Genomic DNA, 25,874 nt, shown 5'->3' with positions numbered 1-25,874 from the left:
GACGCTCATGCGCCACATCCGGCATCCTACACGCTGACGACGGCTTCGTTCAACCGTCAAAAACGTGAGGCCGCATCATGCCCATTGGAGGCTTCATCTTTGTCCAAACGAAATCTCGCCAAACAGCGCCTTTTGCTCGCGCGGTTGTGAACGCCAGTACTGCGGAGGTGCTTCGACCGTCGCACCAAGTTGTGCCGCGGCGTGCCACGGCCAGCGCGGGTTATACAGCAGCGCACGGGCCAGCGCGATCAGATCGGCGTCGCCCTGTTCGATCAGTTGCTCGGCATGAAGCGGATCTGTGATGAGTCCGACGCCGATGGTCGTGAGACCCGTCGCTTTTTTGACGGCCTTCGCGAACGGAATCTGATAGCCGGGTTCAAGCGGAATCTTCTGCAACGGCGACACGCCCCCGGACGATACGTCGATCCAGTCGCAACCACGCTTTTTCAACTCCTGCGCAAACACGATGGTGTCTTCAAGCGTCCAGCCGCCTTCGACCCAATCCGTCGCGGACACGCGAACGCCGACCGGTTTGTCGGCGGGAAACGATGCGCGCACGATGTCGAAGATCTCAAGCGGAAAGCGCATGCGGTTTTCGAGCGAGCCGCCGTAGTCGTCGTCACGCTGGTTCGCGAGTGGTGACAGAAACTGATGCAACAGGTAGCCGTGAGCGGCATGCACTTCCAATGCATCGATACCGAGGCGCGCCGCGCGGCGGGCCGATGCCGCGAAGGCTTCGCGAATGCGGTTCAGCCCCGGCGCGTCGAGCGCCAACGGCGGCTCTTCGCCGGCCTTGTGCGGCAATGCCGAAGGCGCGTGCGGCAACCAGCCGCCTTGCGATACCGGAATCAGCTGACCGCCTTCCCACGGCGCCTGGCTCGACGCCTTGCGCCCGGCATGCGAGAGCTGCATCGTCACGTTGATATGCGAATGCTTGCGAATCGCGGCGAGCACCGGCTTGAGCGCAGCCTCGGTGGCGTCGTCCCATAAACCAAGATCCGCTGGCGTAATGCGGCCGTCCGGCTCGACGGCTGTCGCTTCGATGCACAACATGCCGGCACCCGATAACGCAAGACTGCCAAGATGGATCATGTGCCACGCGGTTGCCTCGCCGCGTTCGGCGGAATACTGGCACATCGGCGACACGACGATGCGATTCGGAAGCGTCACGCTACGCAGCGTGAGTGGAGAAAATAGCGCGCTCATGGATCACCGCCCAGTTAAAACCCAAGAGCGAACGAGCATAGCACCGCAGTTCGTTTACTGCAGGCAGCGCAGTGTCGATAAGAGTCGGCGTTCTGACTGCCGGTCGCGTTCAAGCCGGAGACAGACCGGACGCTCAAGCCGCCGCTTTGGCCTGGCAACGCGGCGCCAACTTCAGTCTCGCCGACCTGCTCGCGCTCAGGGCCTGGGTTCCACCTGATCCAGCCATTCGCCGAACATGCGGCAAGCGGCAGCTTCCAGAGCCGGACCGAATTGCGCGGTCTCGGCGCGCAACCGGCGTGCGTCGATTCCGTGGGCGACGAGTTCGCCGGCATTGCCGATCAACCACGGCTCAAAGCGGTCGGCGCGAATCTCGGGATGACATTGCAATGCGAGCACATGGTCGCCCCATGCGAACGCCTGGTTTTCGCACGCGCTCGTGGATGCAAGACGCGTGGCGTTGGCGGGCAGATCGAAGGTGTCGCCATGCCAATGCAGCATGGATGTCTGCGCGCCATCGAGATGACGCACCGGCGATGCTCGCCCGGCATCGGTAAGCGTGAGCGGCTCCCAGCCGAGTTCCGCATGGATCGCGGGATAGACCCGCGCCCCGAGCGCACGCGCGATCAATTGCGCGCCGAGACAAATGCCGAGTGTAGGCAGCCCCGCCTCGATGCGTCTTTCGATCATCGAGAGCAGCGGCACGAGGGTGGGATAAAGCGCGTCGTCGGTGGCGCTGATCGGGCCGCCGAGCACCACCATCAACGATGGCGCAACGGGATTCGGCGCTTCGATGCGCGCAAAGCCGACGTCGAGATAACGGACCGGACGTCCACGCTCGCCGAGCACCAGTTCGAGACTGCCCAGATCTTCGAAGTGCACGTGGCGAATGGCCAGAACTTCCTGATTCATCAGCCTGTCACCTTCAGGTTGACTGGAGACCTGCCGCTACGCGGCGCCCAACGGCTGGCAGGCGGCCAAGGCCGCCTGCCGGAGCCGGCTTTGCAGTGTAGCGGATTGTCAGGAAAGCAGCCGCCTTATTGGGCGAAGATCTTCCAGGTCTTCTTCTGCGTCGCGGCGTCAGCGGTTTCATGCACCGCGCAATCGAGACGCAGGTCCGTATCGGCCATGTTCAGGTCGAGCAACGCGCAATGATGCGGCATCTTCTTCGGATTCTTGCTGGGCTCGAAATGCGTGCAGCTCAGGCACATGCGGTGCGGCGGAATGTGGCCCTGCGCTTCCAGTTGATGAACCGTCTTGAGCAGCGTGCGGTAGAACATGGCCTGCTCGTCGTCGCGCAAGGTGCCGACTGCCTTGGCCAGAAAGTCCGGCCATTGCGCGGCGCGCTTGGCGGCCGTGCGCCCACGAGCGGTCAGGCGAACGGCGAGCGCGCGACCATCGTCGAGTGCACGGCGCTTTTCGACAAGCCCCTTGGTTTCAAGCGTGCTGACGGCGTCGCTCGTGGTAGCGGCGGTCAATGCCGTTTCACGCGCGATTTCTCCGAGCCGCATCGGGCCCTTTCGCTGCATCAACAGAACCAGGATTTCGCCCTGCGTGGGTGTGAGACCCGCGCCTTCCGCCCACTCCCAAGCCTGGCTTCGCATGGCCGTGCTCAGTCGCAAGAGGCTGTGGGTGACTCGCCCGGTTGCCTGTTCTCCGTATACGCCTTCGCTCATAATCTTCGATTGGTTTATTTACAGCTTTTGTGCGGTGCCGGCTTTACTTGCCGGGAACGCCCGTAGCCTGTGTGGGGTAGCCCCGCCCAAAACAGGACGAGACGGATTCTACTATCTCAAAAATTCACCGCTTTGAAAGCCAAAGCAGTTAAGACGACATTCTATGCGAGAGCGGCCAATCGTACAGCTAAGTTATCCAATGCAACTTGTGGATAACCATGGGACAACACCGGGGAAGACATGTGCGCCGATTCTTGATAAGCATCTGCTGCACGCCTGCCGGTCTTAAGTTGTCCTCGTTTACCGCCGCCCACGCACTGCTCAACGGCCTACTTATAGTTTACGCAGCGCCTTGACTTTGCAGGGAATTATTCAGTTGTCCACAGTCGAGGGCAATGCTTGTTAACTACTACTACGTATGTATACGTACTTATTTGAAAAACCTTAAGGGCCCCGAACTGGAAAATTTTAATTACGAAAAAAAACCCGCCGACGGCGGGTTTCTTACGGTTGAATACGAAGCAGGCGCCGCGCTCGTCATGCGCGCCACTTCAGACACTGCTGCCGGACAGCCTCATGCAGCGACTTTTCCTGTTCGACCACGCCCCTGAGCCACGTTGCGTCGTTTACCTGACCGCGTGCAATCGTGCCGATCTCGGCCAGCGCATGGCCCGAGCCCAACGCCTCTGCGTGCGGTGCGATCAAATCGAGCGTTTCCAGAATATCTTCGGTGATCGTCTTGCGTTCGCCGGTCTGCGGATTGATGCAAGTCCCCGCAAGTCCGAAGCGGCATGCCTCGAAACGATTGAACGTGTAGACGAGGTAATCGTCTTCGTGCGGTGTGATCGGCTTGTCGAGCAACAGATGGCGCGCGAGCGTCTGGATGTAGCACGCAATTGCCGCCGCGCGATCCACCGACAGCGGCGTATCCATCACGCGTACTTCGATGGTGCCGAAGCCGGGCTTCGGCCGGATGTCCCAGTAGAAATCCTTCATGCTGTTGACGACACCGGTATGGACCATCTTCGAGAAATATTCCTCGAAACTGTCCCACGTCAGCACGAACGGCGCGCGGCCCGAGAGCGGAAAAGCGAACACGGAATTCAGGCGTGCCGAATGAAAACCGGTGTCCACGCCCTGCACGAACGGCGACGATGCGGACAACGCAATGAAGTGCGGGATGAAGCGTGACATCGAATGCAGAAGGTACAGCGCGCTATCCGGATCGGGGCAGCCAATGTGCACATGCTGGCCGAACACAGTGAACTGCTTGGCCAGATAGCCGTACAACTCCGAAAGATATTGAAAGCGCGGCGTATCCACGATCTGCCGCTCGCTCCATTGCTGGAAAGCGTGCGTGCCGCCGCCGCATAAGCCGACGTTCAGATGATCGGCTGCCGAAACGAGCGTGTCGCGAATCTTGCGCAGATCGGCGAGCGCCTGTTCGTGGTTCGTGCAAATGCCGGTGGACAGCTCGATCATGCTCTCGGTGATTTCCGGCGTGATGTTGCCGGGGATCTTCTGATCCTTGACGAGGCGCAGCAGATCCGAGCCGGCTTTGGTCAGATCATAGTCATGCGTATTGACGATCTGCATCTCGAGTTCGACACCGAAAGTGAACGGCTTCGAATCGATGAAGGGTTCGAGTGACATAGCGTCCCCTGAGTGAGGTCGGCCGGGCAGTTGTCAGGCGCCCAGCCGTTTTTTAGCGAATATGTGGATTAATGCGTGGCCGGAAACGCGAAACGCTTACTCTTCGCGCCGTTCGGCGACCAGCGCAAGGCTGCGATATACGAGCCACGGCCCGAGGATCTGCAGCACGACGATCGAACACATGACAATCGCCCGGAGTTGCGGATCGAAGTTCGGATAAAGGTTGTACGTGTCGTCGACCAGCAGATAGGCCAGTGCCGACATTGGCGACAGCGACAGACCGAGCGCCATGCCCTGCTTCCAGTTCAGACCGCTCGGCTTCGCAAAGGCGAGCACGCCGACCAGTTTCGCGACGAGACGCGCAACAATCAGGCCCAGCGCCGCGACACCGCCGAGCGCAATGTCTTTCCACTCGAACGACGTGAGCGTCAGCACGAACAGAATCACAGTGAGAAGCCACCCTGCGGTGCCGAAATGCTGAGGCCACAATTGCGGCCGCGCTTCCAGATTTTTCACGATGATGCCGGCGGCAAGCAGCGCAAGAATCGTAGACAGCTTGAACAGATGCGCGAGCGCGATCGCGAGCAGCACGAGGCCGAACAGCGCGACGAATGAATGCTCGTCCTGCATGTTCATCCGGCGATAAAAGAACGTACAGGTGCGCGCGAGCAGATACGCAAGCACCAGCGAGCCGGCGAGCAGATAAAGCGGCTGGAGGATCGTCGCAAAGACGTTGCCGTACGCTTCCTGATGCAACCAGCTCGACACGAGTTTTTCGATTACCACCGCATACATGCTGTTCAACGCAGTGAGAGTCAGCAGACGCTGCGTGACCTGGCCTTCCGCGCGCAACTCGGTTTTTAGCTGAATCACCATTGCAGGCGACGTCGCCATCGCGATCGCGGCGAGCACGGTCGCGACCATCAGCGGCACGTTCAGAAACAGCAGCACCGGCAAAACCAGCGCGAAAGTCAGCGTCGCTTCGGCGACGCTCGACATGACGAGCCACGGGTTACGGCGGATCCAGCGCAAATCGAGCCGGCTACCCAGTTCGAACAGCAGCAAGCCGAGCGCTACGTCGAGCAATGGCCGCGCGGCCTTGGCCGATTCGGCGTCGATCACACCGGATCCGGCCGCGCCGGCAATCAGACCGATGACCGCATAGCCGGAAATACGCGGCAAGCGCCACGCGCGATAACAAAGCTCACCGCATAAACCCGCGGCAAGCAATGCGAGGCCCGCCCAAAAAATGGCGTCGGGTGCGAGCGGCCAGGCGGGAAAAAATGAAAACGCCGAATTCATCGTTATGGGTTCTCCTTTTGCAGCAACGGCGGATAACACGAACCGGCGCAAACCGGCGCGAACGCCGGCAAGCGGGTGCGCGCACAAGGCGCTCACTGTCGCAATCGATTCGCGTGATCCGCGTTGCGAGTTTTCAACGAGCAGATGATTCGAACGCGCCGCAGTCGCAGGGAGCCGGCGCATTCAGGGGTGCGGCCGTAGCAACCAGCACGGCACGGTGAAAGAACGCCGTCGACGTTGAATCAGAGTCTGATTGAACGGCACCGTTCCGTTGCAGCGGGTACTGCGGGAGCAGGCACCACGCGGAAAAGAACGGCGATTGTGCCATAGCTTTTTCAGCTTCAACCGAAAAGACGCCAACATGCAGGCAAAACGGTAAAAACATACTTTATCTTGCCGACGTGTGGAAAAACCGACCGTTTTTCCTGCTGGCTTTGGACCATCGCCGGCGTTGTTGCGACGCTCGCCAACGGAGTTTGCGCCGTCCGCATGTGTTTTTCAGGACAGTGGTTAGACATCGTCGCATGCGGCTTCGAGATGGTTCGATGCGAGCGTCAACGCGTGAACCAGCTCGGGCCTTGCTGTTTACGTGTTTACTGTATGTATACGTAGTAACAGTTAACAAGCTGCCCCGAATTCTGTGGATAACCGTTGTTTACCGAAGCGAATCAGCGCTTTGCAAACTTCATAACCGGAAGCACTGCGTGTGAGATTGCGACTCGTATACGAGGGTAACTTTTCGCGGATTTCGACGGCGGTCGAGTTACCCCGTTTACATCCACAACGGTTCCACACGAGTTGCGCGGGTAAACAATGCGGTTATCCACAATTTGCGGTGGATAACCGGGCCGCACGCAGACGACCGTTAACTGGCGATGCTTCCCTGCCGCAGCGCGCGCAAGAGAAAGCGCGCAGGGTCGATGTCTTCGGCGAGATCGCGTTCCAGCGGCCAGGGCTCGCCTTCTATCTGCGAGGCGATCAGTTCCGCGCCAAGTGTGGCCCAGACGAGACCACGCGAGCCATAAGCAAACGCGCTGTACAAGCCCTCTGTGCGCGGCAAGTCGAGCGGCCAGGCGCCGCGCAGGCGGTCGGCGTCGCGCGTGGCGAGCGCTTCGTCGGCGACATTGCCGATCATCGGCATGCGGTCGCTCGTCACGCAGCGGAATGCCACACGGCCGGTCAGCGCTGCTGGATCGGCATTAGCGGCAACACCTGCGAACGCGGGCAACATCTGCGCAACGCGCTCGATATTTTCCAGATGTCCGCCGGGCCGAAGCGACGTATCGGCGTCGTCGAGTTCGTAAGTGGCCCCGGTCAGCGTGACGCCGCCAGGTAGCGGTATCGCGTAACCTTCGCCGATCACCGGCAGCCTGAGCGAGGGTGCCGTGCCCGCCGGCAGCAAAGTAAGCTGGCCGCGTATGCTGCGAGTCGGCGCATGCTGCAACCCGGCGATGCGCGCCGCATCGTGGGCGCTCGCGACGATCACGACCGGCGCGCGCACGAGTTCTTCGCCCGTCGTATCGAACACGGTCCACTGGCTGCCCGAACGCTCGACGCGCCCGACGTCCACGCCAAAGCGCCGTTCGAGCAGATCGCCCGCCGCGGCGCACTGCGCGGCACAAAGCGATGCCGGGTCGATCCAGCCGCCGTGCCGAAACAGCCAGCCGCCCCGCGCGAGCGGCATGCCGGCGAGCTTTTGCGCATCTGCGGCGGAAACCGGCGTGACGAACTCCGGCGGGTAGCCCAACGCCGCGATGGCTTCGCTCATGGAGCGCGCTTCGTCGTCGTTTTCGGCAATCTGTAGCAGGCCCGGCGCGCCGCGTGACGGCGCGTAACCGCGCCGTTCCAGTGCGGCCCAGCGCCTGAGCGCATACAGAAAGCCGGCGCGCGTGACGCGCGAGGCGACGCTGTCGTCGCGGGAAATCATTGGATGGAACACGCCGGCCGGATTGCCAGACGCGTCTTGCGCAACCGACGCGTGCCGCTCCAGCGACGTAACGCGCCAGCCGCGAGCGGCCAGCCGCTCGATCACCGAGCATCCCGCCAGACCGGCGCCGATCACGACCGCATGCCGCTCGTCGGGCGCGAACGGTCCGATCGGCGACGGTGGTTCATGACGGCGAACGCGCCAACGCGGCGCGAAATGGCCGACCAGCATTGCCCGCTTCCAGCCGAAGCCCTCGACCTTGCGATACTCGAAGCCGCACTGGGTCAGCGCGCGCTTGATGTCGCCGGCGCTGCTGTAGGTCGCGAAAGTCGCGCCCTCGCCCGCCACCCTAGCCAGCGACTTGAAGATGGCGGGCGTCCACAGTTCGGGGTTTTTCGCTGGCGCGAAGCCGTCCAGGTAGAACGCGTCGGCGCGCAGGCGCAGGGTCGGCAAGCTGTGCTGGGCGTCGCCGAAAACCAATGTGAGGACCACGCGTCCGTCCTCGAACTCCAGGCGATGCGTGCCGGCGACGAGCATCGGCCATTCGTCTGTGAGCGTTTGCGCGAGCGCTGCTATTGCCGGATCGCCGATGGTCGCGGCGTAGGCCCGGCGCAGATCGGCGAGCGTGAACGGATGTTTTTCGGTGGAAACGAAATGCAGGCGCTCGCTACGCGACGGATCTGCACGCCAGGCGGCCCAGGTCATCAGGAAGTTGATGCCCATGCCGAAGCCGGTTTCCAGCACGGTGAAAATGCGCCGACCTTGCCAGCGTTCCGGCAGCGCATTTCCGCGCAGAAATACATGGTCGGCCTGCTCCAGACCGCCGACGGCACTGTGATAGATATCGTCGTAGAGGGGCGAAAAGGGCGTGCCGTTGTCTCGGAAAGAGAGGACGGCGGGCATTAGCGGATCGGTCATGCGTGACGCAAAGTGACGCCCGCAACGAGCGGGTCGAACGTTACCGCCCGCGCGCGGCTCCCCGGGCGGCGAAAAAGACGCGCTGAGCGTTGGCAAAAACCAACGTCAAAGCCCCGTCCGTGCTGGGTTTCGGCGCTCGCGGCGTGGCGAGATACGCAAGAAGTACCGTTTCCTTGCTGTATCTGTTCCAAAACCGCGTAATTCTTCGAAACCCTTGTCCTGATTGGGTTTGCGCTGCGCTATCATAGCAAGCGCCGCGAGAGGAGCGGCAGCACGGCCGACGGACACTCGCTGTCCGGCGCTTTCGATCCGGAGGGGCTCCGGAGCCGTAGCTGCTCGACGGCGCGGCACGCGCACGTATAATCGGCGCGTTCGCGCTGTTCGTGTCAACCTAAACTCAGAAAGGAACCTTAATGAACAAACAGGAACTGATCGACGCCGTCGCAGGACAGACGGGCGCCAGCAAGGCTCAAACCGGTGAAACGCTGGACACGTTGCTTGAAGTGATCAAGAAGTCTGTGTCGAAGGGTGACGCGGTCCAGTTGATCGGCTTCGGCAGCTTTGGTTCGGGCAAGCGGGCAGCGCGTACGGGTCGCAATCCGAAGACAGGCGAAACCATCAAGATTCCGGCCGCAAAGACCGTCAAGTTTACGGCTGGCAAGGCGTTCAAAGACGCAGTCAACAAGCGCTAAGCAGATTACTGCCTGGCAGTTGACACCCGCCAATGGCGGGTTTTTTTTCGTCTGCGGTTCCGCCTGTGAAGGTTACGCGAGACGGGCTTGGCGCTGTGCCGGATCTCGCGTCGAGGCTTTCACTGTGCTAGGCGAGGCCGCTCAGTCGTGGCGATGCGCGATGTCGCCGTGGTGGTGGTCATGGCCGTGGTCATGGTGATCATGATCGTCGTCGAAGTCCCATGCCGGGAACGGGTCGGCGAATTGCTGCCAGCCTTGCGGTCCCAGCGCGTATTCGGCGTCGGTCAGAAGGCACGCGTCGAACTTCGCGGACCAGAGCGCCGGGTCGATGCCCACGCCGATCATCACGAGCTCCTGCCGACGGTCGCCGATGCTCAGATCGTCCGGCGCGCCGTACCAGTCGGCAGCAATTTCAGCGGCCAGTTCGTCGTCCGCGTCGGGCCATTCGCTGCGATCCTGCGCCGCCCACCACATGCCCGCCGGACCGTGCCGGCAAGCGCCGCCCGCCTGTGACAGCGAACCGGCGATATCGTTACGCGTCGCGAGCCAGAAATACCCCTTGCTGCGCAACACGCCCTTCCATTCCTCATGCAGCAGCGCCCACAGGCGCTCGGGATGAAACGGACGGCGCGCGCGATAAACGAAAGTGCCGATGCCGAACTCGTCGGCTTCACTGTGATTGCTGTGGCCGGGCGCGGACTGGCGTTCGTGCTCATCATGGCTATTAAGCGCCGCAAGCCAGCCGGGCGCGCTCGACGCCTCGTCGAAATCGAAGCGGCCCGTGTTCAATACCTGATCGAGCGGCACCGCGCCGAAGCGGCTCACCACCTGCACCGCCCGCGGGTTGATTCGCGCGAGGATGCGTCGCAGACGCGTGAGTTCGTCGGCGCTGACCAGATCGGCCTTGTTCACCACCAGCACGTCGCAGAACTCGATCTGCTCGATCAGCAGTTCGACCAGCGTGCGGTCGTCTTCTTCGGTCGCGGCGATGCCCCGTTCGGCGAGCGCATCCGACGAACTGTAATCGCGCAGGAAGTTGAATGCGTCGACGACCGTCACCATCGTATCGAGCCGCGCGACGTCGGACAGCGACGCTCCGTCATCGTCGCCGAACGTGAATGTCTCGGCGATCGGCATGGGTTCGGCGACGCCGGTCGACTCGATCAGAATTGCGTCGAAGCGTTTTTCGGCGGCAAGGCGTTTGATCTCGACCAGTAGCTCGTCGCGCAGCGTGCAGCAGATGCAGCCGTTCGACAATTCGACTAGCTGCTCCTCCCTATGTGAAAGCGCGGCGGCGTCGCGCACCAGCGTCGCGTCGATATTGACGGCGACCAGATCGTTGACGATCACGGCGACCCGCAAGCCGGCGCGATTCGCGAGGATGTGGTTCAGGAGCGTGGTCTTGCCGGCGCCCAGAAAACCGGAGAGCACGGTGACGGGCAATGGCGGCTGGTTCATCGCAGTACGGAAAAGCTAGAGATTGGAGGGCGTGCCGGGCGCAGCATTGCTGCGTGAGCGTAGAGACGGCGGTCGACGCTCGAGCGCCGACGGCAGCACGAAGCCGCATTGTGCATCAAAACCTAGGAAGGCAAGCGGACGGAGGTCGCCAGCAGGCTACGGACCGGGCCGCTCTACAGGCCGACGAGCGTGCCGACCAACGGGCCAGTCAGAGGGCTGCTCAGTGCTCTACTCAGCGCGCAGCCGGCATCAGGTTCCACTTGCGCAGAATCGCGGCGATCTGTTGCGCGTACTTGTCGCGCAACGCGGGCGTCTCCGAGTGATACGCGCCGATAGCTTGCCACGAGTTGCCGTACTTGTTCATCTGACGGCGCAGATGCCAGGCCGCGATATAGACGTTCTTGCACGGCTCCATCAGCGTGCCCTGCGAAATGCCGTACTGAGCAAGCGTGGGCAAATGGATCGAGTTGATCTGCATGACGCCGTAGTCGGTCGAACCGTTGGCGTTCTTGTGCTGCGCGTCCGGCCGGTTATGCGACTCCTGCCAGGCGATTGCGCGCAGGACCAGCGGGTTGACCTTCTGATATTTCGCAGCCTCGTCGAAACAATCGGCGCGCGCCGACCCGGCTGAAGCCAATAAGGTAATTCCTGCCAGGGCGGTTACGAGGGATCGTTTCATCGGTCAAGCTGACTAGGCAAACCGCAAGGGTAAGGCTTCGTAATGCATTGCGTCGGCCATTGTTCAGACGCAGGAAGCCGGGAAGCGCACTGTGGGTCGGGCGTTGACGCAACATCGGGAAAACCCGCGTTGGCAACAGCGAACCGGCGGCTCGAACGGCTCGTATGATACCGGCAGGCCGATACCCGTCAAGTTGGCTAACAGACATAAGAGCGCGGAATACGAGTTCTGACGCGGTTTTCCGGCCGTATCGCGTGCCTTTCAATGTGCTGACGATCCGACTGGATCCTGGCGGAAACTCACGGAGCCTTTCCTTTTGTGACAAATCCGACATGAAAAACTGTTACTGTTCACTTTTTTCGGACATTGGATGGCCAGCATTTTAGGGCGGGTTTTCGCCCACCTGGCCCGCCAGCAGACCGACAGACCGGCGCTCTGCTCCCATGTCCGCGCTGCATGACCGCCGGCGGCTCACGCTGCCGGCATCGACATTACATTCCATGAGAAGAAATCGTATGGCTTTGCGTCGCGTCGCAACGGCGTTGCTGGTGGCTGGATTGATCACTGCGCAGACGGCAGACGCACAGGTGACCCTCAACTTCGTCAACGCCGATATCGACCAGGTGGCCAAGGCGATAGGCGCGGCGACCGGCAAGACAATCATCGTCGACCCGCGTGTCAAAGGTCAGTTGAATCTCGTGTCGGAAAACGCGGTGCCCGAGGACCAGGCGCTGAAGACGTTGCAATCCGCGCTGCGCATGCAAGGCTTCGCGCTGGTACAAGACCATGGCGTGCTGAAAGTCGTGCCAGAAGCCGACGCCAAGTTGCAAGGCGTACCGACCTATGTCGGCAACGCGCCGACTGCGCGAGGCGACCAGGTCGTCACGCAGGTATTCGTGCTGAAAAACGAGTCGGCCAACAACCTGTTGCCGGTGCTGCGCCCGCTGATTTCGCCGAACAACACCGTGGCCGCCTACCCGGCCAACAACACGATTGTCGTGACGGACTACGCGGACAACGTGCGGCGCATCGCGCAGATCATTGCCGGCGTCGATTCGGCGGCCGGCCAGTCGGTGTCGGTCGTGCAACTGAAAAACGCGAACGCGCTCGACATTGCCACGCAACTGAACAAGATGCTCGACCCGGGCGCGATCGGCAGCACGGACGCCACGCTCAAAGTGTCGATCACCGCCGACCCGCGCACTAACTCGCTGCTGATCCGCGCGTCGAACGGCGCGCGTCTTGCCGCCGCGAAAACGCTCGCACGCGAACTCGACTCGCCCACCAGCATGCCCGGCAACATGCACGTCGTGCCGTTGCGCAACGCCGAGGCGACCAAGCTCGCGAAGACCTTGCGCGGCATGCTCGGCAAAGGCGGCGAAACCGGCTCATCGGGTGGATCGAACGAAGCGAATGCCTTCAACCAGACCGGCGGCGGTGGGCTCGGCGGCAACAATTCGACGGGCACCTCCGGCACGCCGCCGTTGCCGTCGGGCGGGCTCAACAGCAGTTCCATGTCCTCGCCGATGGGCGGCGCCGGTGGGGGTGGTTATGGCTCGAACAGCGGCGGTTCTTCGGGCGGGCTCCTGGGCGGCGACAAGGACAAGAACGACGAGAATCAGCCAGGCGGCATGATTCAGGCGGACTCTGCCACCAACTCGTTGATCATCACAGCGTCCGAGCCGGTGTACCGCAATCTGCGCGCGGTGATCGACCAGCTCGACGCGCGCCGCGCGCAGGTTTATATCGAGGCGCTGATCGTCGAACTGAATTCGAACACGAGCGGCAATCTCGGCATTCAGTGGCAGGTCGCGAACAATTCGATTTTCGCCGGCACCAACCTCGCAACTGGTTCGAGCAACAGCATCATCAACCTGACGGCTGGGGCCGCGGCGGCTGGAGCCACAGGCGGTCTCGCCACGGCGCTGGCCGCGCAAAACGTGCAGCAGGGGTTGAACATCGGCTGGCTTCACAACATTTTCGGCGTGCAGGGTCTCGGCGCATTGCTGCAGGCGCTCTCGCAGACCGCCGACGCGAACGTGCTGTCCACACCTAACCTGATCACGCTCGACAACGAAGAGGCGAAGATCGTCGTCGGTACGAACATACCTATTCAGACCGGTTCGTATTCGAACTTGACGAGCGGAAATACAAGCTCGGCCTTCAACACGTACGACCGCGTCGACGTGGGCCTGACGCTGCACGTCAAACCGCAGATCACCGACGGCGGCATTCTCAAGCTGCAGCTCTACACGGAAGACTCGGCGATCGTGAACGGCACGACCAACGCGGCGACGAACCCGGCCGGCCCGCAGTTCACCAAGCGTTCGATCCAGTCGACGGTGCTCGCGGACAACGGCGAAATCATCGTGCTCGGCGGTCTCATGCAGGATAACTACCAGGTCAGCAACAGCAAGGTGCCGCTGCTTGGCGATATTCCGTGGATCGGCCAGCTGTTCCGTTCCGAGCAGAAGAACCGCAACAAGACGAACCTGATGGTGTTTCTGCGCCCCGTGATCATCAGCGATCACGACACCGCGCAGGCTGTCACGTCCAACCGTTACGACTATATTCAAGGTGTGCAGGGCGCGTACCGGCAGGACAACAACCTGATGAAGGACAAGGACGATCCGGTGGTTCCGCCAATGCCCGTCGGCCCGAGCCAGGGTGGATCGCCGTTGAATCTGTTCGATCTCGACCAGATGCGCCGTCAGCAGATGCAGCCGCCTCAGCCGCCTCAGCCGCATTCGTCCGCGCCGCAGCCGAATACGGGCATGCCCGCCGCCCCCGCGGTGAACGGCGCCGTGCAGAGCAACCCGGTGCCGGTTGCGCCGTCTACCGCATCGCCAGGAGTTCAGCCGTGAATACGCCGTCCATGCCGCCGTCAGCCTCAACGTCGCCGGCATCGTCGCGGGCCGCCGGAGTTGCGCCGGCGGCGATGACCGAGCACGCCGACCATGCGGAGCGCGCGGCGCCGTCGGCGATCGCCGCCAGGCTCGTGCCCTACGGCTTCGCGCGCAGCGGCCAGATTCTGGTCGCGCATCAGCACGCCGACAGCCTCGAAGTGTGGATCAGCGAGCGCACGAGTGAAGCCGCGCTCGCCGAAGTAGCGCGCAATTTTGGCGCGGTGTCGGTGGTGCGTCTTCCCGCCGACGAACTCGCGCAGGCGATCAACCAGGCCTATGCGCGCCACGACGGCAGCGCGGCGCAGGTGGTCGGCGAGGTGGAAGGCGAAGTGGATCTGTCGCGTCTGATGCAGGACATTCCCGAGGTGGAAGACCTGCTGGAATCGGAAGACGACGCACCGATCATCCGCATGATCAACGCGCTGCTCACGCAGGCGGCGCGCGAACAGGCGTCGGATATTCACATCGAGCCGTTCGAAACATCGTCGGTGGTGCGTTTTCGCGTCGACGGTACGCTGCGCGACGTCGTGCGTCCGAAGAAAGCGCTGCACGGCGCGCTGATTTCGCGGATCAAGATCATGGCGCAGCTCGATATCGCCGAGAAACGTCTGCCGCAAGACGGCCGTATCACGCTGCGCGTGGGCGGGCGTCCGGTCGACGTGCGCGTGTCGACTCTGCCCACGGGCCACGGCGAACGCGCGGTGCTGCGTCTGCTGGAAAAGGACGCGACGCGCCTGAATCTCGAAGCGCTCGGCATGGGCGCGGACACGCTCGGCAAGTTCGACAAGCTGATCGGCAGGCCGCACGGCATCGTGCTGGTAACGGGCCCGACCGGCTCGGGGAAGACGACCACGCTGTACGCGTCGATGTCGCGGCTCGAAACGGCGACCACCAACATCATGACGGTGGAAGACCCAATCGAATACGACCTGTCGGGCATCGGCCAGACCCAGGTGAACGAGCGGATCGGTATGAGCTTTGCGCGCGCGCTGCGCTCGATTCTGCGTCAGGATCCGGACATCATCATGATCGGTGAAATCCGCGACCTCGAAACCGCGCAGATCGCGGTGCAGGCTTCGCTCACCGGCCACCTCGTGCTGGCTACGCTGCATACCAACGACGCCGCGTCCGCCGTCACGCGTTTGACCGACATGGGTGTCGAGCCGTATCTGCTCGCGTCGTCGCTGCTCGGCGTGCTGGCGCAGCGGCTCGTGCGGCGCCTGTGTCCGGTGTGCCGCGAAAAGCGTGTCGAAGAAGACGGTCGGGTGCATTGGCATCCGGTCGGTTGCGACAAATGCGGCCAGTCCGGTTATGCAGGCCGCCGCGGCGTGTATGAACTGCTGCTGATCGACGACGAGATCCGCACGCTGATTCACCGCAATGCGTCCGACGCGGACATCCTCGCCGCAGGCCGCGCGCAAGGCATGCTCACGCTGCGCGAGGACGCGGAGCGCTGGCTCGCTTCGGGCCTGACGTCGCTTGAAGAAGTGATCCGCGTGACGGGCGGAGCATAAGCGCATGCCGGCATTTCGTTTTGAAGCGATCGACGCGGCGGGCAAGGCGCAAAAAGGCGTGCTCGACGCCGACAGCGCGCGTGGCGCCCGCACCAATCTCCGTTCGCAGGGCCTCACGCCGCTTGTGGTCGAACCGGCGGCCACGCGCACGCGCGGCGAGCGCAATCAACGTCTGTCGTTGGGGCGGCGCCTGTCGCAGCGCGAGCAGGCGATTCTCACGCGTCAGCTGGCCAGCCTGCTGATTGCCGGCCTGCCGCTCGACGAAGCGCTCTCCGTGCTCACCGAACAATCGGAGCGCGACTACATTCGCGAACTGATGGCGGCGATCCGCGCGGAAGTGCTCGGCGGCCACTCGCTCGCGAATGCGCTGACGCAGCATCCGAAAGACTTTCCCGAGATCTATCGCGCGCTGGTTGCAGCCGGCGAACATACCGGCAAACTCGGACTCGTGCTGTCGCGGCTTGCCGACTACATCGAGCAACGCAACGCGCTCAAGCAGAAGATCGTGCTCGCGTTCACGTACCCGACCATCGTCACGATCATCGCGTTCGGCATCGTCACTTTTCTGTTGAGTTACGTGGTGCCGCAAGTGGTCAACGTGTTTGCGAGCACCAAGCAGCAACTGCCCTTCCTCACGATCATGATGATGGCGCTGTCCGGTTTCGTGCGGAACTGGTGGTGGGCCGTGCTGATCGCCGTGGCGATTCTCTTCTATGCGGTGCGTTCGACGCTAAGACAAGCCGGCCCGCGCCTCGCCTTCGACCGGTGGCTGCTCACCGCCCCGCTACTCGGCAAACTCGTGCGCGGCTACAACACCGTGCGTTTCGCGAGCACGCTCGGCATTCTGACGGCGGCAGGCGTGCCGATTCTGCGCGCGCTGCAGGCTGCGGCTGAAACGCTCAGCAATACGGCTATGCGCGGCAACATCGACGATGCGATCGTGCGTGTTCGTGAAGGCACGTCGCTCTCCCGCGCGCTCGGCAATACGAAGACGTTTCCGCCGGTGCTGGTTCACCTGATCCGCTCGGGCGAAGCGACCGGCGACGTCACGACCATGCTCGACCGCGCGGCCGACGGCGAAGCGCGCGAACTCGAGCGCCGCACGATGTTTTTGACGAGTCTGCTGGAGCCGCTGCTGATTCTGGCGATGGGCGGCGTGGTGCTGGTGATCGTGCTGGCGGTGATGCTGCCGATCATCGAGTTGAACAACCTGGTGCAGTGAGGGTTCGGTGCCGCGGCGCTTTTGTGCGGCGGCAGAAGCGACGGGCCTATGCGAATTAGCCGGTGCGATGACGCATGGAGACCAGGCGGTGGCCACGCTGTGGGTCGACGCGAAGCAGTGTGCGCGTCGCCTGGCTTTGCCCGGTTTTCTAGCGAACGTAGATCGTGGGACCCGCGGCGTTGGCCGGCAGGAATACTTCGGAATGCGCGCCATTGCGGTCGATAACGATCGAACGGGCGCGGACTTCGGAGAGTTTGGCGCCTTGCATCAGTGTGCTGCCGAGCGACACCGCACGCGGCGGTTCGCCGCCCACGCTGACGATAGCCGCGGCGCCTTCGCGCAAAGCGAGAATGCCGAACAGATGCACGTCCTGGTTGGCGGTGCGCGTAAGCTGGCCGCCGAACAGCGTCGCGGCCTGGTCGGTCGAGACCTGCGCGTGCGCGGCGGCTGCTGGCAACGGCGCGCCGGACATCGTAGTGAGCGTGATGGTCCAGTAGGTCAGCGTCGCGCAGAACACGGCGAACAGCGCAAGCGACAGAAGGCGGATTTGAATGGCGTTCATGCGCATCATTGTACGGACTATTGTGAAAATTGCGTTGGGTTGAAACCCCGCGATTACATGACATTAAAATGACCGGCCGGGCGTGTTCAATGGCACCGAAAGTGCTGGACGCGAATCCCGCCCAGTCGAAAATTCACCTGAAAAGAGGTAGCAAGCTATGCAACTGTCGACCACTCGCCGCACAGCAATCGCGGGTCCGCGCAGCCGTCGTCAACGCGGCTTCACGCTGATCGAAATCATGGTCGTGATCGCGATTCTCGGCATTCTGGCCGCGTTGATCGTGCCCAAAATCATGAGCCGTCCCGACGAAGCGCGGCGCGTTGCCGCGAAGCAGGACATTGGCACCGTGATGCAGGCGCTCAAGCTTTATCGTTTGGACAACGGCCGCTATCCGACTCAGGAGCAAGGCCTGCGCGCATTGATCGAAAAGCCGGCCACCGATCCGGTGCCGAACAACTGGAAAGACGGCGGCTACCTCGAACGCCTGCCGAACGATCCGTGGGGCAACGGCTATCAGTATCTGAATCCGGGCGTGCACGGCGAAATCGACGTCTTCAGCTACGGCGCGGACGGCAAGGCGGGCGGCGAAGGCAATGACGCCGATGTGGGCTCGTGGCAATAGACGATAACAAAGCACGCTTGACGATCAAGCCGCCGCTCCCCGCGGACGGCACGGCTGCGCGCGCCCGTGGCTGCGGCAGTTCGAGCGCAATGAGCGCAATGAGTGCGAGCGCCGGCCGTCGACATGCGGCGGGCTTCACACTGCTGGAAATGATGGTGGTGCTCGTGATCGCAGGCTTGCTCGTGTCCTTGACCGCATTGACGATGACGCGTAATCCGCGCACCGATCTGAACGAAGAAGCGCAGCGTCTCGCGCTGCTGTTCGAATCGGCCGGCGACGAAGCGCAGGTGCGCGCGCGTCCTATCGCATGGCAACCATTGGACGGTGGCTTTCGTTTCGACATGCGTACCGAAGACGGCTGGCGTCCGCTGCGCGACGATCTGCTGAAGCCCCGCCAGTGGGAAGGCGGCGTGACCGGCGTGACGATCGACTATCCGGGTTCGAGTTCGCAAGCGAGCCGTGTTGTATTCGGCACTGAGGCGATCGACGTGCCGGTGCGCATCACGCTCTTCTCCGCTGCGGGGAGCGCGACAATCGTCGGCACCGGCAACGGCCGCTACGAGGTTCACTGACATGCGTCGTTGCAGCAGCACGGCGGCGCGCAATGCCGCTAACCGCCAGCGCGGTTTCACGATGATCGAGGTGCTGGTTGCGCTCGCGATCATCGCGGTGGCTCTCGCCGCATCGTTGCGCGCGGTAGGCAGTCTCGCGAGCGGCGAGGCCGATCTTCACCGGCGCCTGCTGGCTGGCTGGAGCGCGGACAACACGCTCGCGCAATTGCGTCTTACGCATGCATGGCCCAATGTGGGCTCGACGAGCTTCGATTGTTCGCAAGGCAATTTGCAGTTGATCTGTACCGAGCATGTGACGTCGACGCCGAACCCGGTGTTTCGTCGCGTGGAAGTAATGGTGACGATGCCTGGGCGTTCCGGCAACCTCGCTCAGATGGTCACGGTGGTCGCAAATGAAAACAACCGTTCGCTCTGAGCGCCGCCGCCGTGCGGGCGCGCATGGCTTCACGCTGATCGAGCTGCTGGTCGCGATTGCGATCATGGCGGTGATCGCCGTGTTGTCGTGGCGTGGACTCGACCAGATCATTCGCGGCCGGCAGACCATCACGAATGCAATGGAAGACGAGCGGGTCTTCGCGCAGTTGTTCGACCAGATGCGTATCGACGCACGTCAGGCCGCCTCCGACGACGAATCCGGTCAGCCCGCGGTAGCGCTCGCGGGCGGCGGCTTGCAGATCGTGCGGCAATTGACCCTGCCCGGCTCCGCGCCGCGTTTGCAGGTGGTGCGATACCGCGTCACCGAAGGGCGCGTGATTCGCTATGCGTCGCCGCCGCTCGCGAGCGTCGGCGAATTGCGCTCGGCGCTGCGCGGCGGCGAAGGCGAAGGATGGACCGGCTTGCCGTTGATGGGCGGCGTCGGCGCGATTTCCGCGCGCCTCTACGTGCCGAGAGTCGGCTGGACCACGCAGATGAAAGACGTGCAGGGCGCGATCACGGAGGCCGACAATAACCTGAAGGTGCCGCAGCTCGGCAATGCGCCGTTGCCGCGCTCGGTGACCGGACTTGAAGTGAGTGTGGGCGCGAAGTCGCTCGCGCGGCCCGTCACACGCGTTTTTCTGATTGGAGAATGACATGAGATTCTCCTCGCTTCATGCGCGGCGTTCGACCGTTTGTTCGGCCTCAATTGATGGCTCGCGTGGCTTGGCGCAACGTCGAGCGACGCAAGCGGAACAACGCGGCCAAGGACGTCGGCAACAGCGCGGACAACAGCGTGGACAACAAAGCAGACAGCGCGGCGCGGCCATCATCAGTGCGTTGCTGGTGGTGGCGCTGTCGGCCATTCTCGTCTCCGGCATGCTGTGGCGCCAGCAGGTTCAGGTTCGCCGCATCGAGAATCAGCGCCTGCTCGCGCAGGCCCAATGGGTCTCGCGCGGCGCGCTCGACTGGACGCGTCTGATTCTTCGCTCCGAAGGCGATACTTCCGCAGGCATCACGTATCTTGGCGGCGTGTGGGGCGTGCCGATCGCAAAGACGAGACTTTCCGATTTCCTTGGCCAGATCGGCGAGGTCCGGGCCCAGCAAGGAGCCGCCACGTATCTGTCGGGATCGATTGAAGACGCTCAGGCCAAGTTCAATCTTCGCAATCTGGTCGCGAGCCCCGCGCCCGGGGTCATGCAACTGGACATGGCGCAGATCGACGCGTACCAGCGTCTGCTCGTTTCGCTCGGCTTGAACAGCCAGCTCGCCAAGAACACCGCCGTGCAGGTGCGCGCGAGCCTCGCGCAGTCGGCAACGCGTTTTCAGACTGTCACGTCGACGTCCGGTACGATGTCGACGCCGCCTATCCAGGGCGGCGCAATGAGCGGCGGCTTCACCGACAAGCCCGGTATCGAAGACAGCGACGACAGCGCCGCGCGCGCACCACTGCAAATGACCAGCGTCGACTCGCTGCTCGACATTCCCGGCTACACGCCGGAGATGGTTGCGCGCTTGCGGCCCTTCGTCACCGTGCTGCCGACGGTGTCGGCGGTCAACATGAACACGGCCTCCGCGGAGGTGATCGCCGCGGTTGTGCCGGGCATGAGCCTGTCATCGGCGCAGGCATTCGTTGCGCGCCGGCAGACGGTGTTTTTCCATAACGCCGGCGACGTGCAGCTCGCTTTGCGCGGTGCGGGCGCGCAGCAGGTTTCGGTCGATCCGAACCAGCTCGACGTCAACACGAACTACTTTCTGATTCACGGCCGCGTGCAGCACGAGCGCGCCGAGGTGGATCGCACGACGCTCGTCTATCGCGATGCTTTGACTCACACTACACGTATCGTGCGGGTGCAAGACCAACTATGAATAACGCCTTTCCCAAAGAGAGTGGCCTTTGAGCACGCTGATCGTCTTATTGCCGCCGCGTGATCCGGCGGTGCCGTCGCAGGAATGGCAACTGCCGGACCTGCCGTTCGTGCTGCTCGACAAGTCGGGACGCACCCAGCGCGCCGGCCGCTCAGCGCTTGCGCTGCTGCCGCGCGCCACGTCGACGGTGCTGATGGTCGCCGCGCGCGACCTGCTGATGATGCCCGCCACGCTGCCGCCGCTGCGCGGTCCGAAGCTGCGCCAGGCATTGCCGAATATCGTCGAGGATCAGCTGATCCAGGACCCGCAAACCTGCCATATCGCCGTTGATTCGCAAGCGGCCGCGGGCGGTCGTCAGGTGCTCGCGATCATCGACCGCGGATGGTTCCGCTTTATCTACGAGGCTTTTTCCGCAGCTGGCCACCGGAGTCTGCGCGCCGTGCCGGTTACGCGATGTCTGCCGGAAGCAACGCTGCCCGCAATGCAGGCCGAAGTCGCCGAAACCGTGAGCGCGGCCGAGCCGGCAATGGCGGAGGCGGGTGCGTCGCTGCGAGACACTGCGCCGGTGGCGAGTGCGGCCGACGCTGCGCCCGAAGTCGTGCCGATGGTGGCGGCGGTGCTCGGCGCCGTGGTTCAGACCGCGCCCGCGATGCTGCTGGAAGGCGCCGTCGAGAGCGGCATGCCGCGCGTGGAGCTGGCAATTGCCCGCGGCGCGCAAGGCGAAGGCCTTGCGGTACCTGCAAATGCGGTGAACTCGACGCTTGCCGCGCTCGCCGGCGCAACGCCGGTTTCGCTGTATATGCTGACCGAGGTTCCGGGCAACGAGCCGAGTCTTGGCGCGAGCAGTCCGGCGCGGCTCGGCGCGCACGTGCACGGCGCGAGTCCGCTGCCTTTCGAGCAGCTTGCCCGCCGCGCGCTCACGTGCCGCTTCGATCTCTGCCAGTTCGAATTCGCGTCGCAGCCGTGGCGGCTCGACCGCGCGACGCTGCGCCGCTTGCGCCTGCCCGTGCTGCTGGCGCTGGGCGCGCTGGTGGTCGCCATCGTCGGTGCGAATGTGCAGTGGCTGATGCTTTCGCGTCAGCGCGACGCGATCAACACGCAGATGACCGAACTTCTGCTGAACACCTTCCCGAAGACGACGGTCGTGCTCGATGCGCCGGATCAGATGTCGCGTCAGTTGCAGCAGTTGCGCGTGGCCGCCGGTGAGCTTTCGCCGGGCGATTTCCTGTCGCTCGCCGATGGCCTCGCGCGGTCGCTGCCGCCTGTGCCGGTCAACGGCATCGCCGCGCTGGACTATCACGACCGGCGTCTCGACGTTACCTTCAAACCCGAAGTGAAGCTCGATCCCGATTTCGCCAAACGCCTCGCGCGCAACGGACTCAGCGGCGCGATCGACAGCAACACCGGCAAGTGGACCATCAGGAACGGACAATGAAAGCTGAACTTGCGCAAACCTGGGCAGGCTTCTGGGACCAGCGGACCGACCGCGAAAAAGCGTTGTTGACGTGGGGCGGCGGCGTGCTCGCTGTGGTGATCGCGTGGTCGGTGCTGTGGGCGCCGGCGCAGGAGGGGCGCGCGCGTCTGCGCGAATCGCTGCCCACTTTGCAGCGGCAGCTCGCGCAGATGACCGCGCAGGCCAACGAAGCGCACCAGCTTGCGGCGGCGGCACAAGGCGTTGCGCCGACCGGCGGTGCGCTGAAGGACGCGCTCTCCGCGTCGCTCAGCGAGCATGGCCTTGCGGCCACGCAAGTGCAGGTGATCGGCAACGCGGTGCAGGTGCAGATGAAGAACGCGTCGTTTCCGGCGTGGACGTCTTGGGTCGACGACGTGCGCCGCCAGTTCAAGGTGCAGGTCTCCGAAGCGCACGTGACGGCGCTGAAGGAAGACGGCCAGGTGGATGTGACTGCGTCGTTGCAGCCATCCACGGCGAAATGACCGCGCTGTCACGGGATCTCGCATGACTTACTGGATGCGGCGCCTGCGCGCCGTGCTGCCCTGGCTGCTGGTTGCCGTCTTCTCGAACGCCGCCGTGATGCTCGCGTTATTACCCGCCGCATGGATCACGCCGCAGTTTGCCCGCCAGAGCAGCGGCCACGTGAACCTCGTCGACCCGGCCGGTTCGTTCTGGCACGGCTCCGCTACGCTGATGCTGGCGGCCGGCTCCGACATGAGCGCCGCCACGCTGCTGCCGGGACGGATCGAATGGCACACGGCGTTCTGGCCGCTCTTCACCGGCCGTGTGCGCATGACCATGCGGCATAGCGAGGCAATGCCCGATCCGATCACCATCGACGCGACGCCGCGCAGCGCCAACGTCACTCCCGGCACGATAGGCGTGCCGGCTTCGCTGCTAAGCGGCCTGGGCGCGCCATTCAACACGCTGGACCTGCAGGGCGACGTGCGGCTTTCGTGGTCCGACTGGCGCAGTTTCAAGCGCGAGGCGTTTGGCCAACTGACGGTCGCGCTGAGCGATGTCAGCTCGCGTGTATCGCCGGTGAAGCCGCTCGGCTCGTATCAGCTCGTGTTCCAGGCCGAGGGCGTGTCGTCGACGCTCGAGTTGCGCACAATCAAAGGCCCGCTGATGCTGAACGGCCGCGGCGTCGTGTCGCCGGCTTCCACGTCGTTTCACGGAACGGCGACGTCCGCGCCCGAGGCTCGCGACAATCTCGCGGGACTGCTGAATTTGCTGGGACGGCCGAGCGGACCGGACACCGTTACGTTGTCGTTCGCGCATTGAGCGCGGCGTGCGGGCTGGGAAACCGCGTTTAGGTCAGGCCGTGCGAGTCCAGACAGAATGAAGAAGAGGCATGCCCGGCTCCGTTAGCCGTTCATGCCTCTTTCGTATTTCAGCGCCGTGCGGCGCTTGCTGCCGCCCGCGAGGTTTATTTGCTTAGCGCTTCTATCTGCGCCTGAGTGGGCATTTACGACTGCGGCGCATCGCTCCGTGCAACCGGCGTCGCCGATGACGTCGATGACGCTGGCAATGGCGCCGGTGCGGCCACATCGCCGGTTTCGCGGTTCATCTGCGTGACGTCCCAGCCGCCGCCCAGCGCCTTTACCAGACCGACCGACGACACCATCCGCTGACCTGCGATGGTCTGCAGCTTCTGCTCGGCCGTGAACGCCGTGGTTTGCGCGGTGAGCACGTTAACGAAGCCCACCGTCCCGGCCTTGTATTCATTCGTCACGATGGCAAGCGCCTGGCGCGCCGATTCCACCGCCTGCTGCTGCACCACGATTTCCTGTTCAAGGATGCGCTGCGACGCGAGGTTGTCCTCCACGTCCTGGAACGCGGTCAGCACCGTTTGGCGATAGGTCGCGACGTTCTGGTCGTAGGCGGCGCGGGCGGCTTCGGTTTGCGCGCGGCGCAGTCCGGCGTCGAACAGGGTCGCCGCGAGTTGCGGGCCGACGGTCCAGAAGCGCGACGGCGCGGTCAGCAGTTGCGAGAACAACGAACTTTGGAAGCCGCCGCTCGCCGACAACGTCAGCGACGGGAAAAACGCGGCAATTGCAATGCCGATCTGCTCGTTGGCCGCCGCAGCCTTGCGCTCCGCCGACGCGATGTCGGGCCGCCGCTCGAGCAGCGCGGACGGCATTTGCGCGGGCACGGCGGGCGGCGTCGCGGTGAGCGGCATCGGCGGAATGGAAAACGTGGAGGCCGGTTCGCCCACGAGGACCGCGATTGCGTGTTCGTCCTGCGCGCGCTGAACGCCGTTGTCGATCGCGGCGGCCTGCGCCGATTGCAACTGCGTTTGCGCCTGGATGACGTCCGAGCGTGCGGCCACGCCCGCAGCGTACTGGTTCTGCGTGAGTTGCAGCGAGCGCTGATAGGCGGCGACGGTTTCGTCGAGCAGCTTCTGGTTCGAGTCGAGCGAGCGCAGCGCGAAATAGGTCTGCGCGAGCGTGGCCTGCGCGGACAGACGCGCGTTGGCCAGATCAGCGGCGGCGCTCTGTTGGCCGGCCTTCTGCGCGTTGACGGAACGACCCACCGAGCCCCATAGATCGGGCTCCCAGCTGGCGTCGAGTTGCACGTTGTAGCTGTTGTGGACGCCCGAGCGGCTGCTCCCGCTCGCTGCCACCGCACTCGACGCTACACCGCTGCCGGAGCGCGTACCGCCCGCGGACAAGCCGACGGTCGGAAAATACGCCGCGCGCGCCTCACCGACCAGCGCGCGGGCCTGCCGGTACGCGGCGGCAAATTGGGCGACGGTCTGATTCGCGGCGTTCAGCTTTTCTTCGAGCGCATCGAGCTGTGGATCCTGATAGACGGTCCACCATGCGCCGCGGTCCTGCTGATCCGCCGGTTGCGCGACTTTCCAGCCGGGCGCGGCTTCCTTGTACGAGGCGGGAATCTCGGCGTCCGGGCGCTTGTAGTCTGGGCCCACCGCGCACGCGGCCACGAGGCCCGCGACGGACACAGCTACCGCGAGGGTCAGGACGCGCGGCGCGAAGCTTCGCACGGACGAGATTCGGTCAGACTGCATGCATTGATTTCCTTCTGGACGCCGCGATGCCGCCGATGACGGCGCCGCCGGCCGGTATGGTTTGCCGGCATGTTAGCGTAAGAGCCCGCTGGGCGCGGGAAACAGAAAGGTTAATGCGGCGAGCGATGAAGGTGTGTTACCGACAGTGTCGCGAAGGTTACGCGCTGTTACCGGCCAGCGGCATGTTTTGAATGAGAGCGG

General features: G+C 63.6%; 22 protein-coding genes. 12 read left to right on the top strand and 10 right to left on the bottom strand.

Translation table 11 applies throughout. The annotated features are described in order from the left end of the window. Positions 1–93: 93 nt before the first annotated feature. The 6 genes from JMY24_RS20910 to mnmC all read right to left on the bottom strand — a co-directional run bounded on the left by JMY24_RS20910 (position 94) and on the right by mnmC (position 8,679). Positions 94–1,206 carry an NADH:flavin oxidoreductase/NADH oxidase gene (locus JMY24_RS20910; RefSeq protein ID WP_201702821.1) on the bottom strand — a complete coding sequence of 371 codons (1,113 nt, stop codon included), beginning with the start codon at positions 1,204–1,206 and terminating at the stop codon, positions 94–96. Between the two features lie 195 nt (positions 1,207–1,401). Beyond that, the gene (locus JMY24_RS20905) at positions 1,402–2,115 is read right to left on the bottom strand and encodes a glutamine amidotransferase (protein WP_128596055.1); all 714 of its coding nucleotides are present in this window, start codon (positions 2,113–2,115) and stop codon (positions 1,402–1,404) included. 125 nt (positions 2,116–2,240) lie between these two features. Further along, positions 2,241–2,879 (bottom strand): MarR family winged helix-turn-helix transcriptional regulator, encoded by a 639-nt coding sequence (locus JMY24_RS20900; RefSeq protein WP_128596056.1) that lies wholly within the window; start codon positions 2,877–2,879, stop codon positions 2,241–2,243. Between the two features lie 537 nt (positions 2,880–3,416). Then, positions 3,417–4,532, bottom strand: coding sequence for a YbdK family carboxylate-amine ligase (locus tag JMY24_RS20895; RefSeq protein ID WP_128586400.1), 1,116 nt, complete (start codon positions 4,530–4,532; stop codon positions 3,417–3,419). A 96-nt stretch (positions 4,533–4,628) separates the two neighbouring features. After that, positions 4,629–5,834: a cation:proton antiporter gene (locus JMY24_RS20890; RefSeq protein ID WP_128586399.1), complete on the bottom strand. Its 1,206-nt coding sequence runs from the start codon at positions 5,832–5,834 to the stop codon at positions 4,629–4,631. Positions 5,835–6,699: 865 nt separating this feature from the next. Next, positions 6,700–8,679, bottom strand: coding sequence for a bifunctional tRNA (5-methylaminomethyl-2-thiouridine)(34)-methyltransferase MnmC2/FAD-dependent 5-carboxymethylaminomethyl-2-thiouridine(34) oxidoreductase MnmC1 (gene mnmC / locus JMY24_RS20885; protein ID WP_201702819.1), 1,980 nt, complete (start codon positions 8,677–8,679; stop codon positions 6,700–6,702). Between the two features lie 413 nt (positions 8,680–9,092). On the opposite strand from mnmC, the gene JMY24_RS20880 reads away from it, so the two are divergent. Further along, positions 9,093–9,371 (top strand): HU family DNA-binding protein, encoded by a 279-nt coding sequence (locus tag JMY24_RS20880; protein WP_006050811.1) that lies wholly within the window; start codon positions 9,093–9,095, stop codon positions 9,369–9,371. A 141-nt stretch (positions 9,372–9,512) separates the two neighbouring features. Here JMY24_RS20880 and JMY24_RS20875 read toward each other — a convergent pair whose 3' ends face one another. Then, entirely contained in the window at positions 9,513–10,829 is a 1,317-nt protein-coding gene (locus tag JMY24_RS20875; RefSeq protein ID WP_128596058.1) for a GTP-binding protein, read from the bottom strand. Between the two features lie 232 nt (positions 10,830–11,061). Then, positions 11,062–11,508 (bottom strand): lytic transglycosylase domain-containing protein, encoded by a 447-nt coding sequence (locus JMY24_RS20870; RefSeq protein ID WP_128586396.1) that lies wholly within the window; start codon positions 11,506–11,508, stop codon positions 11,062–11,064. Between the two features lie 515 nt (positions 11,509–12,023). On the opposite strand from JMY24_RS20870, the gene gspD reads away from it, so the two are divergent. The 3 genes from gspD to gspF are packed head-to-tail and all read left to right on the top strand — an operon-like array spanning position 12,024 to position 17,150. Continuing rightward, positions 12,024–14,372, top strand: a complete 2,349-nt coding sequence (gene gspD, locus JMY24_RS20865; protein ID WP_201702818.1) for a type II secretion system secretin GspD — start codon at positions 12,024–12,026, stop codon at positions 14,370–14,372. Continuing rightward, positions 14,369–15,928 (top strand): type II secretion system ATPase GspE, encoded by a 1,560-nt coding sequence (gene gspE, locus JMY24_RS20860; RefSeq protein ID WP_328809239.1) that lies wholly within the window; start codon positions 14,369–14,371, stop codon positions 15,926–15,928. The genes gspD and gspE overlap by 4 nt, the downstream gene beginning before the upstream one ends. Positions 15,929–15,932: 4 nt before the next feature. Beyond that, positions 15,933–17,150, top strand: a complete 1,218-nt coding sequence (gene gspF / locus JMY24_RS20855; RefSeq protein WP_027776886.1) for a type II secretion system inner membrane protein GspF — start codon at positions 15,933–15,935, stop codon at positions 17,148–17,150. 148 nt (positions 17,151–17,298) lie between these two features. On the opposite strand, the gene JMY24_RS20850 is transcribed toward gspF, so the two are convergent. Next, positions 17,299–17,712 carry a type II secretion system protein N gene (locus tag JMY24_RS20850; RefSeq protein ID WP_128596059.1) on the bottom strand — a complete coding sequence of 138 codons (414 nt, stop codon included), beginning with the start codon at positions 17,710–17,712 and terminating at the stop codon, positions 17,299–17,301. A 157-nt stretch (positions 17,713–17,869) separates the two neighbouring features. Here JMY24_RS20850 and gspG point away from each other — a divergent pair, with 157 nt between their 5' ends. The 8 genes from gspG (at position 17,870) to JMY24_RS20810 (ending at position 23,926) form a co-directional block, all read left to right on the top strand. Beyond that, the gene (gene gspG, locus JMY24_RS20845) at positions 17,870–18,334 is read left to right on the top strand and encodes a type II secretion system major pseudopilin GspG (RefSeq protein ID WP_020067385.1); all 465 of its coding nucleotides are present in this window, start codon (positions 17,870–17,872) and stop codon (positions 18,332–18,334) included. An 89-nt stretch (positions 18,335–18,423) separates the two neighbouring features. Further along, on the top strand, positions 18,424–18,906 hold the full coding sequence (locus JMY24_RS20840) for a GspH/FimT family pseudopilin (RefSeq protein ID WP_236597468.1): 483 nt from the start codon (positions 18,424–18,426) through the stop codon (positions 18,904–18,906). Between the two features lies 1 nt (position 18,907). Beyond that, positions 18,908–19,321: a type II secretion system minor pseudopilin GspI gene (gspI, locus tag JMY24_RS20835; RefSeq protein ID WP_128596061.1), complete on the top strand. Its 414-nt coding sequence runs from the start codon at positions 18,908–18,910 to the stop codon at positions 19,319–19,321. Further along, complete coding sequence (locus tag JMY24_RS20830) at positions 19,299–19,976, top strand: prepilin-type N-terminal cleavage/methylation domain-containing protein (RefSeq protein ID WP_128596062.1); 678 nt, start codon at positions 19,299–19,301, stop codon at positions 19,974–19,976. The genes gspI and JMY24_RS20830 overlap by 23 nt, the downstream gene beginning before the upstream one ends. Position 19,977: 1 nt before the next feature. Further along, positions 19,978–21,189: a type II secretion system minor pseudopilin GspK gene (gspK, locus tag JMY24_RS20825; protein ID WP_193425197.1), complete on the top strand. Its 1,212-nt coding sequence runs from the start codon at positions 19,978–19,980 to the stop codon at positions 21,187–21,189. Between the two features lie 28 nt (positions 21,190–21,217). Continuing rightward, complete coding sequence (gene gspL, locus JMY24_RS20820) at positions 21,218–22,624, top strand: type II secretion system protein GspL (protein WP_201702817.1); 1,407 nt, start codon at positions 21,218–21,220, stop codon at positions 22,622–22,624. Continuing rightward, a complete protein-coding gene (locus JMY24_RS20815) occupies positions 22,621–23,124 on the top strand; it encodes a type II secretion system protein M (protein WP_128596064.1) in 504 nt (167 codons plus the stop codon). The genes gspL and JMY24_RS20815 overlap by 4 nt, the downstream gene beginning before the upstream one ends. Positions 23,125–23,146: 22 nt before the next feature. Further along, entirely contained in the window at positions 23,147–23,926 is a 780-nt protein-coding gene (locus JMY24_RS20810) for a type II secretion system protein N (protein ID WP_128596065.1), read from the top strand. Between the two features lie 184 nt (positions 23,927–24,110). Here the strand turns inward: JMY24_RS20810 and JMY24_RS20805 are convergent, their stop codons facing one another. Beyond that, a complete protein-coding gene (locus tag JMY24_RS20805) occupies positions 24,111–25,673 on the bottom strand; it encodes an efflux transporter outer membrane subunit (RefSeq protein ID WP_201702816.1) in 1,563 nt (520 codons plus the stop codon). Positions 25,674–25,874 lie beyond the last annotated feature (201 nt).

Source organism: Paraburkholderia kirstenboschensis (genome assembly GCF_904848585.1).
GTDB lineage: Bacteria > Pseudomonadota > Gammaproteobacteria > Burkholderiales > Burkholderiaceae > Paraburkholderia > Paraburkholderia kirstenboschensis.
Note: the sequence above shows the minus strand (reverse complement) of the source record. Positions and strands in the feature narration are given on the sequence as shown.

Bases quoted from the DNA above. Each gene is read 5' to 3' on its own strand.
- JMY24_RS20900 (WP_128596056.1), bottom strand. From the start codon at position 2,879: ATGAGCGAAGGCGTATACGGAGAACAGGCAACCGGGCGAGTCACCCAC.
- JMY24_RS20875 (WP_128596058.1), bottom strand. From the start codon at position 10,829: ATGAACCAGCCGCCATTGCCCGTCACCGTGCTCTCCGGTTTTCTGGGC.
- gspI (WP_128596061.1), top strand. From the start codon at position 18,908: ATGCGTCGTTGCAGCAGCACGGCGGCGCGCAATGCCGCTAACCGCCAG.
- JMY24_RS20805 (WP_201702816.1), bottom strand. From the start codon at position 25,673: ATGCAGTCTGACCGAATCTCGTCCGTGCGAAGCTTCGCGCCGCGCGTC.
- JMY24_RS20905 (WP_128596055.1), bottom strand. From the start codon at position 2,115: ATGAATCAGGAAGTTCTGGCCATTCGCCACGTGCACTTCGAAGATCTG.
- gspK (WP_193425197.1), top strand. From the start codon at position 19,978: ATGAGATTCTCCTCGCTTCATGCGCGGCGTTCGACCGTTTGTTCGGCC.
- JMY24_RS20870 (WP_128586396.1), bottom strand. From the start codon at position 11,508: ATGAAACGATCCCTCGTAACCGCCCTGGCAGGAATTACCTTATTGGCT.
- JMY24_RS20850 (WP_128596059.1), bottom strand. From the start codon at position 17,712: ATGAACGCCATTCAAATCCGCCTTCTGTCGCTTGCGCTGTTCGCCGTG.
- gspF (WP_027776886.1), top strand. From the start codon at position 15,933: ATGCCGGCATTTCGTTTTGAAGCGATCGACGCGGCGGGCAAGGCGCAA.
- JMY24_RS20815 (WP_128596064.1), top strand. From the start codon at position 22,621: ATGAAAGCTGAACTTGCGCAAACCTGGGCAGGCTTCTGGGACCAGCGG.
- JMY24_RS20895 (WP_128586400.1), bottom strand. From the start codon at position 4,532: ATGTCACTCGAACCCTTCATCGATTCGAAGCCGTTCACTTTCGGTGTC.
- JMY24_RS20830 (WP_128596062.1), top strand. From the start codon at position 19,299: ATGAAAACAACCGTTCGCTCTGAGCGCCGCCGCCGTGCGGGCGCGCAT.
- JMY24_RS20840 (WP_236597468.1), top strand. From the start codon at position 18,424: ATGAGCGCAATGAGTGCGAGCGCCGGCCGTCGACATGCGGCGGGCTTC.
- JMY24_RS20810 (WP_128596065.1), top strand. From the start codon at position 23,147: ATGACTTACTGGATGCGGCGCCTGCGCGCCGTGCTGCCCTGGCTGCTG.
- gspD (WP_201702818.1), top strand. From the start codon at position 12,024: ATGGCTTTGCGTCGCGTCGCAACGGCGTTGCTGGTGGCTGGATTGATC.
- JMY24_RS20910 (WP_201702821.1), bottom strand. From the start codon at position 1,206: ATGAGCGCGCTATTTTCTCCACTCACGCTGCGTAGCGTGACGCTTCCG.
- JMY24_RS20880 (WP_006050811.1), top strand. From the start codon at position 9,093: ATGAACAAACAGGAACTGATCGACGCCGTCGCAGGACAGACGGGCGCC.
- mnmC (WP_201702819.1), bottom strand. From the start codon at position 8,679: ATGACCGATCCGCTAATGCCCGCCGTCCTCTCTTTCCGAGACAACGGC.
- JMY24_RS20890 (WP_128586399.1), bottom strand. From the start codon at position 5,834: ATGAATTCGGCGTTTTCATTTTTTCCCGCCTGGCCGCTCGCACCCGAC.
- gspG (WP_020067385.1), top strand. From the start codon at position 17,870: ATGCAACTGTCGACCACTCGCCGCACAGCAATCGCGGGTCCGCGCAGC.